This window comes from Pseudanabaena sp. UWO311, assembly GCF_006937785.1.
GTDB lineage: Bacteria > Cyanobacteriota > Cyanobacteriia > Pseudanabaenales > Pseudanabaenaceae > Pseudanabaena.
In genome coordinates this window covers 1-14,522 of the sequence record NZ_SJEE01000038.1, presented here as the reverse complement: position 1 = coordinate 14,522, position 14,522 = coordinate 1, and the positions used below count along the sequence as shown (strand labels likewise).

14 protein-coding genes are annotated in these 14,522 nt (G+C 43.7%); 9 read left to right on the top strand and 5 right to left on the bottom strand.

Going from position 1 to position 14,522, the window contains the following annotated elements; translation table 11 throughout:
* The first annotated feature begins 56 nt into the window (after positions 1-56).
* From PseudUWO311_RS20895 to PseudUWO311_RS20860, 8 genes are all read left to right on the top strand, one after another.
* A complete protein-coding gene (locus PseudUWO311_RS20895; RefSeq protein WP_142657168.1) occupies positions 57-1,403 on the top strand; it encodes an anthranilate synthase component I in 1,347 nt (448 codons plus the stop codon).
* A 96-nt stretch (positions 1,404-1,499) separates the two neighbouring features.
* Positions 1,500-2,219, top strand: a complete 720-nt coding sequence (purC, locus tag PseudUWO311_RS20890; protein ID WP_142657167.1) for a phosphoribosylaminoimidazolesuccinocarboxamide synthase — start codon at positions 1,500-1,502, stop codon at positions 2,217-2,219.
* Between the two features lie 215 nt (positions 2,220-2,434).
* Positions 2,435-4,438 (top strand): BamA/TamA family outer membrane protein, encoded by a 2,004-nt coding sequence (locus tag PseudUWO311_RS20885; protein ID WP_142657166.1) that lies wholly within the window; start codon positions 2,435-2,437, stop codon positions 4,436-4,438.
* A 2-nt stretch (positions 4,439-4,440) separates the two neighbouring features.
* Positions 4,441-5,289, top strand: coding sequence for a UDP-3-O-acyl-N-acetylglucosamine deacetylase (lpxC, locus tag PseudUWO311_RS20880; protein WP_142657165.1), 849 nt, complete (start codon positions 4,441-4,443; stop codon positions 5,287-5,289).
* A 53-nt stretch (positions 5,290-5,342) separates the two neighbouring features.
* Positions 5,343-5,849 carry a 3-hydroxyacyl-ACP dehydratase FabZ gene (gene fabZ / locus PseudUWO311_RS20875; RefSeq protein WP_142657164.1) on the top strand — a complete coding sequence of 169 codons (507 nt, stop codon included), beginning with the start codon at positions 5,343-5,345 and terminating at the stop codon, positions 5,847-5,849.
* A gap of 98 nt (positions 5,850-5,947) precedes the next feature.
* Positions 5,948-6,766 (top strand): acyl-ACP--UDP-N-acetylglucosamine O-acyltransferase, encoded by an 819-nt coding sequence (gene lpxA, locus PseudUWO311_RS20870; RefSeq protein WP_142657163.1) that lies wholly within the window; start codon positions 5,948-5,950, stop codon positions 6,764-6,766.
* Between the two features lie 377 nt (positions 6,767-7,143).
* Positions 7,144-7,467, top strand: coding sequence for a Mo-dependent nitrogenase C-terminal domain-containing protein (locus tag PseudUWO311_RS20865; protein ID WP_142657162.1), 324 nt, complete (start codon positions 7,144-7,146; stop codon positions 7,465-7,467).
* Positions 7,468-7,631: 164 nt separating this feature from the next.
* The gene (locus PseudUWO311_RS20860) at positions 7,632-8,888 is read left to right on the top strand and encodes a hypothetical protein (protein WP_142657161.1); all 1,257 of its coding nucleotides are present in this window, start codon (positions 7,632-7,634) and stop codon (positions 8,886-8,888) included.
* Positions 8,889-9,004: 116 nt separating this feature from the next.
* Here PseudUWO311_RS20860 and PseudUWO311_RS20855 read toward each other — a convergent pair whose 3' ends face one another.
* From PseudUWO311_RS20855 to argH, 5 genes are all read right to left on the bottom strand, one after another.
* Entirely contained in the window at positions 9,005-10,324 is a 1,320-nt protein-coding gene (locus PseudUWO311_RS20855; RefSeq protein ID WP_142657160.1) for an ATP-binding protein, read from the bottom strand.
* Between the two features lie 46 nt (positions 10,325-10,370).
* Positions 10,371-10,661 carry a DUF3181 family protein gene (locus tag PseudUWO311_RS20850; protein ID WP_142657159.1) on the bottom strand — a complete coding sequence of 97 codons (291 nt, stop codon included), beginning with the start codon at positions 10,659-10,661 and terminating at the stop codon, positions 10,371-10,373.
* A gap of 69 nt (positions 10,662-10,730) precedes the next feature.
* A complete protein-coding gene (locus PseudUWO311_RS20845; RefSeq protein ID WP_142657158.1) occupies positions 10,731-11,297 on the bottom strand; it encodes a Uma2 family endonuclease in 567 nt (188 codons plus the stop codon).
* Between the two features lie 16 nt (positions 11,298-11,313).
* Entirely contained in the window at positions 11,314-11,559 is a 246-nt protein-coding gene (locus PseudUWO311_RS20840; protein WP_142657157.1) for a 2TM domain-containing protein, read from the bottom strand.
* A gap of 105 nt (positions 11,560-11,664) precedes the next feature.
* Positions 11,665-13,056 (bottom strand): argininosuccinate lyase, encoded by a 1,392-nt coding sequence (gene argH, locus PseudUWO311_RS20835; protein WP_142657156.1) that lies wholly within the window; start codon positions 13,054-13,056, stop codon positions 11,665-11,667.
* 275 nt (positions 13,057-13,331) lie between these two features.
* Here argH and aroF point away from each other — a divergent pair, with 275 nt between their 5' ends.
* Positions 13,332-14,471, top strand: a complete 1,140-nt coding sequence (gene aroF, locus PseudUWO311_RS20830; protein WP_223807662.1) for a 3-deoxy-7-phosphoheptulonate synthase — start codon at positions 13,332-13,334, stop codon at positions 14,469-14,471.
* Positions 14,472-14,522 lie beyond the last annotated feature (51 nt).

Sequence of the window (14,522 nt, the reverse complement as noted above, 5' to 3'; positions counted from 1 at the left end):
ATGCGGCGTGAAGCGCCGCTTCTCTATAATAAAGCCATACCTTACGAAATCTCTCTATGTCCGATTGGTTGTGGCTTCAGCGATCGCTACCTGAAAATATGACTGGTGCAGATCTATGGGAATCGCTCTATGCAGATGAACCGATTACAGTTCTACTAGAAAGTCCAGCCACAGTCCCTTCAAAATTAGCAAGATATTCGATCGCCGCAGGAAAACCACGTCAGGTTTGGACTCCTGAGGTAGGTGAGATTCTGCCATGCCTTGAAAAATTGAGAACGCAGATATCCTCTTCTCCAAATCCTGAAGATTTACCCAATCATTTGCCGTTCACGGGCGGCTATTTAGGTTGGCTAGGCTATGACCTAGCTTGGGAAATTGAGCGACTACCCTATACGAAATCTGATACATTGCCATTTCCCGTCGCGTTTTGGTATGAGCCATCTAGCTTTGCCGTAATCGATCATCAGACTCAAAATATTTGGCTAGCGGCTAGCGATCGACATGAATTAAAAGAATTAAGCGATCTCTTAAATAAAGGATTTTCCCGAACAAACAAAACTTTGGTTCTGCCGAAGGTAGTAACAAAGTTTACCTGTAAACCAGATCAACAGGGCTATGAAGCCATGGTAAATCAGGCGAAACAGCATATTTATGCTGGCGATATTTTTCAGGCAAATCTCTCTATGCGCTACAGCTACCCTTGGGCATCGGATGGATGGCAACTTTACCGACATTTACAAAAAATTAATCCATCGCCCTTTGCCAGCTATTGGCGCACAACTTGGGGCGAAGTAATTAGCGTTTCCCCTGAGCGTCTAGTCAGCCTGCACAATCGCCACGCGGAAACTAGACCGATCGCAGGCACAAGACCACGCGGTAAAGATAAACGACAAGATCTCGAATTTGAGCGCGAATTACTTGCCTGTACCAAAGAGCAAGCCGAACATATTATGCTCGTTGACCTTGAACGCAATGACCTTGGACGAGTTTGTGAATGGGGCAGTGTAAAAGTTGATGAACTATTAGCGATCGAACGATATAGTCATGTTATGCATCTTGTTAGTAATGTGGTGGGGACATTACGCAGCAATCTCAACTTTGTCGATCTCATTCGCGCCACTTTCCCAGGAGGGACAATTACAGGCTGTCCTAAGGTGCGCTGTATGGAAATCGTCGAAAAGCTGGAGCCCCAGCGTCGCAGTTTGTTTTATGGCTCCTGCGGCTATATTGATCGGCGCGGCAATATGGATCTGAATATTCTGATTCGGACTTTGCTGAAGACTGACAATCATATCTGGGGACAGGTCGGCGCAGGGATCGTCGCTGATAGCGTTAGCGATCGCGAATGGCACGAATCCTTGCAAAAAGCTCAGGCTCAGTTAGCAGCACTAGGCTTGACCTAACCCCATGAGAGAATTGCAGCGCTTCGCGCTGCAATTCTCTCATGGGGTTAGCGATCCGATAGAATACTTAAGCAACTACTATCGCTATATCTATCCATGAGTGGAATCAAGCTCTACGAAGGCAAAGCCAAAATTCTGTTTACAACAGATGATCCCAATATTTTGCTGTCGCGCTACAAAGACGACGCAACCGCCTTCAATGCTCTTAAAAAAGGCTCGATCGCTAATAAAGGAGAAATGAACTGTGCGATCGCCTCACATATTTTTCAATACTTAGAAAGCCAAGGGATGGCCACTCACTTCATTAAGCAAGTCTCACCTAACGAAATGCAAGTTGTTGCCGTTAAGATTTTGCCAATCGAAGTTGTCGTCCGCAATATTGCCGCTGGAAGTATTTGCAAACGTCTTGGTCTAGAGCAAGGTCAACCACTCAAAAAGCCCCTTGTCGAATTTTTCTATAAAAATGATGACCTTGGCGATCCTCTGATTACCGATGCCCATGTTGCTATGCTCGATCTGGCTACACCTGAACAAGTTTACCAGCTCAAACAGCTAGCTCTTGATATTAATCAGCATCTGCAAACATTTTTTGATCGCTGCAATTTACTCCTTGTTGATTTTAAGGTGGAAATTGGTGTTGATGTTAATGAACGCTTACTATTAGCCGATGAAATTAGCCCTGATACTTGTCGTCTCTGGGATAAAGCGATATCTGACCCAACAGCACGGATTATGGACAAAGATCGTTTTCGGCAAGATCTTGGTAATATTGCAGAAGCCTATCAAGAGGTAATGAAACGAGTCCTAGCAACTTAAAAATTTGGCTCTGCGAATGTCTTTTAATGTCGTCATCACTAGTTAGGCTGATTACATATGGTATGACCGACGCATATACTAAATAAAATAAGCCCCTAGCAATATAGGGATGTTGGAAGTTATAGTAATTTATTACTAGTGTAATAAATCCCCTGTTTGTGTTTGATCATTAATAGTTTCTTGTTAATAAATTCTGTAGGTGTTTGGAAGACTTTATGCGTATAAACTTGCTCTTATTCACAGCCATTGCCGCATCCAGCACGTTACTTACAAGCCCTTTGCTGGCACAGGCTGCTCCTGCAAGGCAAGAGATTGCTCAAGCGCCAACTCCGCAGCCAATCACTCCCCCAGCATCTGAAAAGCCTGCTGAACCAAGTACGCCAATCCCTCCCAGTACATCCCCAACTTTTACCCTTCCCTCTACCACGCCTGCCCCAGCAACCACAGCAGAAACTCAAGTGCTGGTAGGTGAAGTTGCCATCAAAACTCCTGAAGGGCAACCCCCATTACCACCTGAACTGGAACAAAGAATTTACGATGCGATCTCCACAAAGCCAGGTCGAACAGTAACTCGTACCCAACTCCAATCAGACATCAATGCTGTATTTGCCACGGGCTTTTTCTCAAATGTTCAAGCAGAGCCAGAAGATACAGACATAGGTGTGCGTGTAACGTTCTTTGTCTTGCCGAACCCTGTCCTCAAGTCCGTCAATACAGAAGGAACCAAGGTTTTGGAAGCGGGTGTAGTTGATCGCATCTTTGGCTCACAGATTGGTAAAATCACTAATCTCAAAGATGTTCAAGCTGGCGTTAAAGAGCTTGAAAAGTATTACCAAGATAAAGGCTATGTCTTAGCTCAAATTGTTGATATCAAAGCAACTCCTGAAGGAAATATTAATCTAGTTGTTTCTGAAGGTGTGATCGAAGACATCAAAGTAGCCTTTATCAATGAAGATGGTAAAACTGTTGATAAAGAAGGTAAACCCGTTACTGGTACTACTCGGGACTTTATCATTACCCGCGAGCTGACGATTAAAGAAGGCGAAATCTTCAATAAAAACACTGTTCAAGGTGACTTACAAAAAGTCTTTGCTCTCGGTTTATTTGAAGATCTCAACATTGGGCTTGCGCCTGGGACAGATCCACGCAAAGTGATTGTGACTGTCAATGTCAAAGAACGCAACACAGGCTCGATTGCCGCAGGTGCAGGTTTAAGTTCGTCAACAGGTTTATTTGGTACAGTCAGTTTTCAGCAGCAAAACCTTGGTGGTAACAACCAAAAGCTTGGCTTAGATATTCAAGTTGGTGAACGCGAATTACTTTTTGACCTCAATTTTACTGACCCTTGGCTTGCAGGTGATCCAAACCGTACTTCCTTCACGGCTAATATTTTTAACCGCAGTTTATTTAGCTATATTTTTGATAGCCCAATTGGGATTACTGCTAATAACAATAGTCCTCGCATCAACCGACTAGGCACAGGTTTTAGCTTCTCTAGACCTTTAGGAGCCGCCACGACTGCCTCATTGGGCTTGCGTTACGAACGAGTCAGCATTACCGATAGCAGCAATAATGCGATCTCTGCGACTGACTCACTTGGTAATCCGCTCTCTGCTAGTGGCACTGGACAAGATGATTTACTATTGCTGCAATTTGCCTATGCCACCGATCAGCGCGACAATCCGATTAAGCCATCTTCTGGTTCTGTATTTCGGATTGCCACTGAGCAGTCGATCCCCGTTGGACTGGGTTCTGTATTCTTGAATCGGGTTCGTGCTAGCTACAGTCATTTCTTCCCCGTGAAGTTCTTGAATTTCTCTGAAGGTAATCAGACGCTTGCCTTTAACATTCAAGCTGGTACTGTCATCGGTACTTTACCGCCCTATGAAGCATTTCAACTCGGCGGTAGTAACTCAGTACGCGGCTGGGATGAAGGCAAAATTGGAAGCGGTCGTAGTTTTGGTATCTTCTCTGCGGAATATCGTTTTCCTGTCTTTAATATCGTCGGCGGAGTCCTGTTCTTCGACTATGGTACTGACTTAGGCTCAGCTTCATCCGTACCAGGTAATCCTGCGGGAGCGCGAAATAAGCCAGGTAATGGCGCAGGTTATGGCATAGGGGTGCGAGTACAATCGCCTCTAGGTTCAATCAGAGTGGACTATGGTATCGGCTCAAATGGTGGCACGCAATTTAGCTTTGGTCTGGGAGAGAAATTCTAGTCATGCTCTACCAACAGACGATCGCCGCCCCATTTTCGTTGACGGGGATTGGATTGCATAGTGGTGAGCAAGTTTCTGTAACTGTTAGTCCTGCACCCATTGACTCAGGTCGCTATTTTGTTTATGGCGATTCAAGGATACCTGCGGATACCACTGTAGTCTCGGCTTCGCAACTATCAACAGAGTTGCGCCAAAATGGGACGGGTGTTCGTACAGTTGAGCATCTGTTGTCGGCTTTGTTCGGTATGGGAGTAAACAATGCCTGTATCGAACTAGATCGCCCTGAACTCCCAATTCTTGATGGTTCAGCATTGCCTTGGGTTGAGGCGATCGCTAAAGTTGGTATCGAAACGCAAATAGAAGGAGATCGCCTATTTCCCCTAGCCGAAACCATTGCAGTCACTAAAGGTGATAGCTTTGTCACAGCCATCCCGTCAGATACATTGCGCTTTACCTACGGCATCGAATATCCGACTAAGGCAATTGGTGAGCAGTGGTTTAGTTGGTCACCTGCGATCGCTGACTTTAGCGAAAGATTTGCCGAAGAAGTAGCCCCTGCGAGAACTTTTACGCTAGCCGCATATATTGACCAAGCTCGTGCAGCAGGGTTAATCAAGGGCGGCAGTCTGGAAAATGCACTCGTTTGTGATGCCGATCGCTGGATCAATCCACCTCTGAGGTTTGAAGATGAACCATGTCGTCATAAACTTTTAGATCTCATTGGTGACCTAAGCTTGCTAGGATTTTTACCGAGAGCACATATTCTTGCCTATAAAGCTAGTCATAACCTTCATGCTGAATTTGCGATCGCTTTAGCAAAGCTACAGCTACACAAAGCTTTAGCCAAATAAAAAAGCTTTAGCCAGATAATTTATTGACCTCCTATGCAAAATTATTAGTTAATATGTCAATTTTGACCGAAGAACCCACACTAAATAGTTCTGAGTTGAATACTGACGGGGAAGATAGCACCCCCAGTCAGGTTTTGATGATCGAAGATATTCAGAAATTGTTGCCCCATCGCTATCCATTCCTGTTAGTTGATCGCATTATTGATTTTGTACCGAATAAATCCGCTACAGGAATTAAAAATGTCACCTTTAACGAGCCATTTTTTCAAGGTCATTTCCCTGAACGCCCAATCATGCCTGGGGTGTTAATTGTCGAAGCAATGGCACAAGTAGGCGGTATTGTCTTAAGACACTTACCTGGCATGGAAAATCAACTGTCACTATTTGCAGGCATTGATAAAGTCCGATTCCGTCGCCCTGTAGTTCCTGGTGATCGCCTAACCATTACCACTGAGCTACTAGTTTCTCGTAAACGTTTTGGTAAGATGCATGGACGTGCAGAAGTCGATGGTCAATTAGCCTGCGAGGGTGAATTGATGTTTTCATTAGTTAATCTTTAATCTTTTATCACTAGTTTCAAATTTTAATTTGTCATCTGGCGATCCAAGCGATCGCAAATCAAGCGATCTAACTTAGTATCAAGCGAGCCAAACTTTTTATGCCTGTGTCTCATGCGCCTGTGTCTGAATTTATTCACCCGACAGCCATAGTGCATCCTGATGCCCAATTACATCCGACTGTTAAAGTTGGAGCTTATGCTGTCATCGGTGAACAGGTGAAAATTGGCTCCCATTCAGTCATTGGTCATCATGCCATTGTTGAAGGGAGGACTGAAATCGGCGATCGCAACCAAATTTATCCAGGGGCTGCGATCGGATTGGATTCTCAAGACTTGAAATATTCAGGTGCTGACAGTCTCGTCCGCATCGGTAATGACAATCGCATTCGCGAATATGTCACCATCAATCGTGCCAATGAAGCCGATGAAGTTACGTATATTGGTAACGGTAACTTGCTAATGGCTTATGTCCATGTGGGGCATAATTGCGAAATAGAAGATCGCGTGATTATAGCCAATGGAGTGGCTTTGGCAGGCCATGTACATATTGAACCCAATGCCAGAATCAGTGGTGTGTTGGGAGTACATCAGTTTGTGCGGATTGGGCGGCTATCGATGGTGGGCGGGATGAGTCGCATCGAACGGGATGTGCCTCCCTACACTCTAGTTGAAGGAAATCCTTCGCGTGTAAGAACCCTCAATCGGGTTGGGATGGATCGTGCTGGTCTAGATGTTGCCACTCAACAAGCTCTGAAGTCAGCATTTCGACTGCTATATCATCAGGATCTGACCTTAGTGGAAGCTCTTGAGAAGCTGGTTACTCTTGTTGATAATCCCCATGTTCAACATTTGCGCCAATTTTTACAAGATTCCATCACTATTTCTAAGCGCCGTGGCCCAATCCCACGTCGTATTTGACGACGAACTCCCTCAAGAGGGATGAGGCAGTGCCTTTACACCAATTCATCCCTCTTGAGGGTTTACAGCAATTTTTGAGCAAATTAACCCTCAAAAACAGGAAAGTGCGGCTTTGCCACACTTTCCTGTTTTTGAGGGTTAATTTTAAGCGTCAAGCACTATAAATAAGTTGTTTGCGATCGCTGATACAGACAGATAGCTGTGTTCTGAATTATCAAGGTCATAGAAAATTTATTATCATTCTTTTTGTATATCCAATCTCATACATAAGAATGAATAATGATTTTTCTAAACTCTATTTGAAGCAATTATGTTAAGATTAGTAACGTAAATGTTTTAAATGTACATACTCTATTTTGAGAGAGCGTTTGGTAAACATGTCAAGTATTAACAGCAATGGATTTGGCGGGGAAACCTCATATAGACCTCAATCCAAAGTAACTTTCGATCTCCTAAAACCTTTGCGCCAGAAAATCGACAGTTTTGAAATTCAGAAATCACAGACAGCACATCGCATCGCGAAACTAATTCCAGCTCAATGTCCATTTGAGCGCACTATTAAAATCCTTGGTCATGTAATTATCAATATTCCACCACTTTGTAAGCTCAATCCTCTCTACGATGAATTTGTGTTTCTGCGATTTCGGGCTCTATGTTTTTTAGTTGATCGCTGTGGCGAAGATATTAGTTCCTATTGCTAAGTCGCTAAGCAATAAGAACTAATATAAAACCCCAAAGATTTGGAGAGCCCGCTAAGCGGGCTCTCCAAATCTTTGGGGTTTTATATTACGCGAAAAATAAATGATGTAAGCTTTGCTTACGTCATTTATTTTTTGTGTCTAGGAATTTGGATATGCCAAAAAAAATGCAGTGGATATGGCGCTCTCTGATCGCCATACTTATTACTTGTTTGATTTCTATATCAGCGATCGCTTTGCAACCGAGTAACGCTGCGATCGCGCCATTACCTGATCCCTATCTCACCACAGGAAAACTTGCTGAAGGGGAAAAAGTCTTTAAAGATTATTTAAAAAATAATGACAAAGATGACAAAGCTCGTTTTGGGCTAGGTGTAATCCAATTTATGAGCGGTACTGAGAGACTAATGCAGTCGCTCTATCGCTATGGCATGATCCAAAACCCCGCAGGTGGTTCGATTCCTTTCTTTCGATTACCTGTTCCGACCAATCCCAAACCGCAAACATTAACTTACGATGGACTTCAGCAAGTTTTTCAGGGCTGGATTGACGATCTAGCAACAGTGCGGACTACTCTCGAACCAATCAAAGATCAGAATCTCAAACTAGCATTACGCTTAGGATTAGTCCGTTTAGATTTTGATGGCGATGGCAAGGCTGATGACAAAGAAATGTTGTGGAAGATTTTTAATTCCGTCACTGGTGCAGGGGTTACTGAAAAAGATGCGCAGCAATTTTTAATCGCGTTTGATCGCGGGGATGCTTTGTGGCTTCAAGGCTATACACATGTATTAGGTGCGATAGGTGAATTTTTACGAGCCTATGATAGCCGAGAGTTGTTTGCTGCTTGCGCTCATCTATTCTTCCAAAATGTGGATACACCTCATAAGTTTTTACTAATACGACCAAAGAAGACTGATGAATATTCCTTTAACATTTTTGATCCTCTAGATTTGGTTACGGCTGTCCATCTAACTAAATTTCCTTTGGTAGAACCGCAACGCATGACTACAATTCTTAATCACATGAAGTCAGTGATTAGCCTCAGTCGTGAATCGTGGAAATCGATTTTAGCGGAAACCGATAGCGATCGCGAATGGATTCCTAATCCTAAGCAATTGTCAGTAATTCCACAGGTGCGTGTTACCGATGAAATGGTCAAATCTTGGCTAAAATCTCTGGATGAAATTGCGATGATTCTGGATGGCAAAAAGAATATTCCGTTCTGGCGAGATGAAAAATTGAGTATTGATTTTGCTCGAATTTTTACTGAACCACGTGCATTTGACCTAGTGTCATGGGTTCAAGGCACTGCGGCTACTCCTTATCTTGAGAAAGGAACTACTACTGATGCTCGTGTTTGGAATGAGATGGTAAATGCTTTTGGTAGCAATCTATTTGGCTTTGTAGTTTGGTTTAATTGAGAATCTCTACATAGCTTCTATAGCCATGCAAATTTTGCGTTAGTTCCCAAAAAAGGCAGTACTCCATGCTGCCTTTTTTGATGTAGGAAAATGCCATCTTTTTTTCTTTAGGCAATTTAATTGGATAAAACTACTGTAAAAGTCGTTCCCTGTCCGACCTTGCTCTCGACATTAATTTGTCCCTGATGACTTTCTGCGATCGCCTTTGCGATCGCAAGTCCTAGCCCCGATCCACTGGTCATAGAATTTATTGATTTTGCACTAGATTTGCTGCTTTTTTGGGGTTGATAGCGATAGAATCGTTCAAAGATTTGAGATAGTTCTGCTTCAGGAATACCGATGCCCGTGTCTTTAATTTGTACTTGGATTTGATTTTGAGAAGTGCTCGGTTGGGCGATGACTTGGACTTTCCCGCCTGCGGGAGTATAGGCGATCGCATTGCTGATCAGATTTGTAAATAACCGCCCTAAACGATCGCGATCGCCTGATACGAATAGTTTAGATTCTTGATTGGGGACTTCTAAGGTGATTTGCTTTTGTTGCGCGATCGTCTGTTGTTCTTCTCCAACTTCACTTAAAATTTGCGATAAATTACAGGATTCACGACTCTGATTAGTAATGCCGCCATCATGCCTCGCTAAAAACAGTAAATCATCAATTAATCTCCCTAATCGTCTGGTAATTCTTTCAATTGCTTCCAGTTGTGATCGTTGAAATTCGGAATCGGGATTGGGATCGGCAAGGGCAACTTGGACATTGGTTTGAATGACTGCGATCGGATTGCGAAGCTCATGGGAAGCATCGGCAGTAAACTGTTTTAAGCGCTGATAGGATTCGCGCACTGGCTCCATGGCAATTCCTGCAAGCCACCAACCACAGAGGAGAACCACAAATACCATCAGCGTTGTGCCGATCGCTAAATCGAGGAATAATTGCTTGACGGGCTTAGTCACCTCAAACCAAGGATGACTAATGCGGAGATATCCTAATAATTTGCCATTAATAACAATCGGCTCAGTCATCTGCCGCAATGGTTCAACCTCAGACAAATGCACTGTTCGATAGACAGGCTGCAATATTCCTTTCTCACGGGGTTGTAATGACTCCGTATTCGCATTAGTTGTCCAAAGAATCTTGCCACTGGGGCTAAACCAATCAATATCTATATGATCGGCATCGATCGCCTGAGCATTTGCCGAGAAATTGCTGCCAAAATCTGATTCTAAGTCAATTAAGTTAGACCGAATTAGCGATCGCTCGATCACTTCGGCAACATGATCGATCGTGTCATCAATGCGATCGATCAAAGTTGTCTGCACATACAAATAGAACCCTGTCGCAAACACAATCAACAAAATTGCAGTGACGATTGCATACCACAGCGCTAGGCGGCGGCGCATTGACTGAAAAACAGGATTAGGAGGAGCAGTGGTCATGGGTAATTAATAACGAGAAATCACGACGTGATTTCTCGTACAGGGGCTAGTATTCAAAATCTTCCAGAATAGTTAATAATCTATTTTGACAAGACTTGGGAATCAAGTCACTCAAAGGAATCTCACGGTTGCCGCCACCGATCGCAATCATCGTTCCATTTAATACTTTCACTACATCTGCCGATGTAATCCCATCTGGCAACATCGGATAAAACTTTTCCGCAAGAGGTCGATGCAAATGCGCATCATTTAGATACAAATGCCATTTAGCAATATCGATATACACATCTTCTGCGATCGCTGCAGCGAGCTGTTCAATTCGTTCTGTAGTACTCATTGGATTGGTAATTGGTAATTGGTAATTGGTAATTCTCAAGTTACTCAAGATTAGGGCAATATTACAAAATTAAAACTTAAGTAAATCGAATACATCTTGCACAGACATTTGCCAATCACTCAAAATCTCTAGCATGGGTAAAATATCTGTGCCTCTATGACTATTCAAGCGATCGCCTTGAAATGTCAAAACTGTCCTTTCTTGAGGAACAATTAACCAGCCAAGTTTTGTTCCACATTTCATTGCAAATCCGAGCTTGTCGATAATTAAGAAGGGTGATTGAGCTGGCGATAGAATCTCAATCATCCAATCAGGAGCGATTTGAATTTTGTTCAATGGTTCTCCATCAGCATCAAGAGGAATGTGATTCCATTCAAATACAGCAATATCTGGCACAATTGACCGCTTACCAAACGTACAACGCAATTCAGGAAAAGCATAGGCTAGCTTTTGGGGTTTAGCTCTTTGGTTAATCGCCATGACCATTTCTGCCTGCAATGTGCTGTGCTTTCCTTGTGGCATTGGCTTTTGATAAATTTGATCGTCAAGATATTCACTTGCAGGCTTAGTTTCTGGTAGAGCAAGAAACTCTTCTAGTGAAATTGTATTTGGATTAGCCTCTAATGAGATTGCCATAGAGTCACCATTTTTGCTATTGAACTTGCTGGATCTGCTTTTCCTTATACAAAACCCAAATACTATGTGCGGTAACAATTATTCCCCAGATCACGGCGACCCAAACTGACCAGATCCAGACTTTTTCGGTAATAGATTGGATAAACCACATACAGGTCATGCAAGCCGAATAGATGGCCAGGTGCAGATAAAAGTTAACGCTGAGTTCGAGCTTTTGATATTCAGGATCGTTTGGATCTGGTGGGTTTAATAGCTTGGGCATAGAAAATCGAAAATTTGACAAGTTTAACTAAAACTTATGCTAACTCATAAGCATCCCAAAACCAAAATGAGTGGCAACGCAAAGCGTTGCCACTCATTTTGGAGTTTAAGCAAGCAGTTTTTTGGCTGCATCTAGTTGGACTCTGACTTGATCGAATCCAGTACCACCATAGCTATTACGTACCTTGACCACTTGTGCAGGAGCGATCGCCTCGACGATATCCGCCTCAAATTGAGGATGAAAAGTCTGCCAGCGTTCAACCGATAGATCCTTGAGCAAAATCCCTTCGCTAGTACAGGTTTTTACCAACTTCCCAACCAATTGATAGGCTTCACGGAAAGGAACACCTTTGGATGCAAGATAATCGGCAACATCGGTTGCATTCGAGAAGTCTTCAGCAACTGCCTCCGCAAGGCGTTTGGTCTGAAATTCGATGCCTTCATCGATCAAAATTGTCATTGCTTCCAAGCAGGCGCGAACGGTGACTACTGCGTCAAAAATCCCTTCTTTATCCTCTTGCATATCCTTGTTATAAGCCAGAGGCAAGCCCTTGATAATCGTCAGCAGACCTTGTAAATGTCCAAATACACGACCTGTTTTACCGCGCACCAATTCGGGAACGTCGGGATTTTTCTTTTGGGGCATGATGCTGGAGCCAGTACTGACGCGATCGCTGAGTTTCACAAAACTAAATTCCTGTGATGACCAAAGAATTACTTCTTCAGATAGGCGGCTGAGATGCACCATGATCAAGCTCGACGCGCAGAGAAATTCTACGGCAAAGTCGCGATCGGAGACTCCATCAAGGCTATTGCGTCCCACGGAACCAAAATCTAAAAGTTCAGCGGTGTAATGGCGATCGATTGGGTGGGGCGTACCTGCTAATGCGCCCGACCCAAGCGGACAAACATTTACTCTCTGATAAATTTCATCTAGTCTTGTCCAGTCTCGCTGAGCCATCTCAAAATAAGCAAGGAGATGATGGGCGAGGCTAATCGGCTGGGCGCGTTGCAGATGGGTATATCCTGGGATGAACGTCTCGACATACTGCTCGGCTTTATTTACCAAGGTTTGCTGCCAAGTCCTAATATCTGTCTGGATTTTGCGAATCTGGTCGCGCAAATACAAACGCACATCGGTGGCGACTTGATCATTGCGCGATCGCGCTGTATGTACTTTTTTGCCAACATCTCCGATCAACTCAGTCAGGCGACGCTCTACGGCAAAATGCACGTCTTCAGCATCAATACCAGGATTAAAATTTCCAGATCGATATTCTTGGCGGATCTGCTCTAAACCATTAACAAGCATTTCCCCTTCTTCGGCACTGATGATCCCTACTTTTGCTAACATCCGTGAATGTGCTTGCGATCCTGTGATGTCATATTCAATTAAATTAATGTCAAAACTAATGCTGGCATTAAATCTAGCGATCGCAGGATGCAGCGCTGTCTCGAAACGCTGACTCCAAGGTTGGGGGGCTGTTGGCTGGCTCATACAAAAAAACTGTAGTACTTGAAGATTTAGTTTACTTTTTGACCGTCAGTTTTGCGCCTTTTTGTCATAGGTTCATTATTTATGGCTTTAAGAAATAATGCTCAAAAGAGATTTGCGGCGCTTCGCGCCGCAAATCTCTTTTTGGTTTTTGATTTTCTCCTACAAATAAGTGGCAGTAGCTATAACTTTGTTTGCACCCTGAAAATTAAAGTGCAAACTGCGTTTATTGAACTCGCGTTAAAATAGGTAAAGAAAACAACTAAAGGAGACTAGCCGTGATCGTAGTAACCAAGATTGGTACACCCGCAGAAGAAGTGGGGCGGATCTGCGAAGAACTATCTAGTTGGGGATTATCGCCAGAGAAAATTGTGGGAAAACATAAAGTTGTGTTGGGACTAGTTGGTGAGACAGCCAATCTTAATCGCCATCGCATCGAAGAACTAAGCCCTTGGATTGAGACAGTTTTGCGGGTAGAACGCCCCTTTAAACGCGCTAGTCGTGAATATCGCCAAAATGAATCGAGCGTGGTGATTGTACCTACGCCTAATGGTGATGTTGCGATCGGAGAAAATCATCCTTTAGTGACAGTCGCGGGGCCCTGCTCTGTTGAGAACGAAGAAATGATTGTGGAAACGGCGATGCGCGTGAAGGCTGCTGGGGCAAATTTTTTACGTGGTGGAGCCTATAAGCCACGGACATCGCCCTATGCTTTTCAGGGGCATGGCGAAAGTGCTTTGTCTCTATTAGCGGCGGCGAGAGAGGCTAGCGGCTTAGGGATTATTACCGAAGTTATGGATACTGCCGATATTGAGAAAATTGCTGAAGTTGCCGATGTGCTGCAAATCGGTGCTAGGAATATGCAGAACTTCTCATTGTTGAAGCAGGTAGGAAAACAGAATAAGCCGATTCTACTTAAGCGTGGATTAGCGGCTACCATTGATGATTGGCTGATGGCGGCTGAATATATTCTTGCTGAAGGGAACCCTAATGTAATTCTTTGCGAACGCGGAATTAGAACTTTTGATCGTGAATATACTCGCAACACTCTGGATTTAGCGGCAATTCCTGTATTACGGAAGTTAACCCATTTGCCGATCATGATCGATCCTAGTCATGGTACAGGTTGGTCGGAGTATGTGCCATCAATGAGTTTGGCAGCGATCGCAGCGGGTGTTGACTCCCTGATGATCGAAGTTCATCCCAATCCTAAGAGAGCTTTATCTGATGGGCCACAGTCACTCACTTTCGATGATTTCGATAAGCTCATGATTAAAATCAATCGTATGGCAGAAGTAATGGCTGACTCTTATACACATATAAAGCTGCCGACGAATACATACATTTGCACATACACATATACATGCACACACCCAGGCGCACGCACGCACACACACACACACACACACACACGCTAAAGCAAATGTTAGAAAATACCTCTTTGCACAAAACTGTCCCAGAAAAAAAAA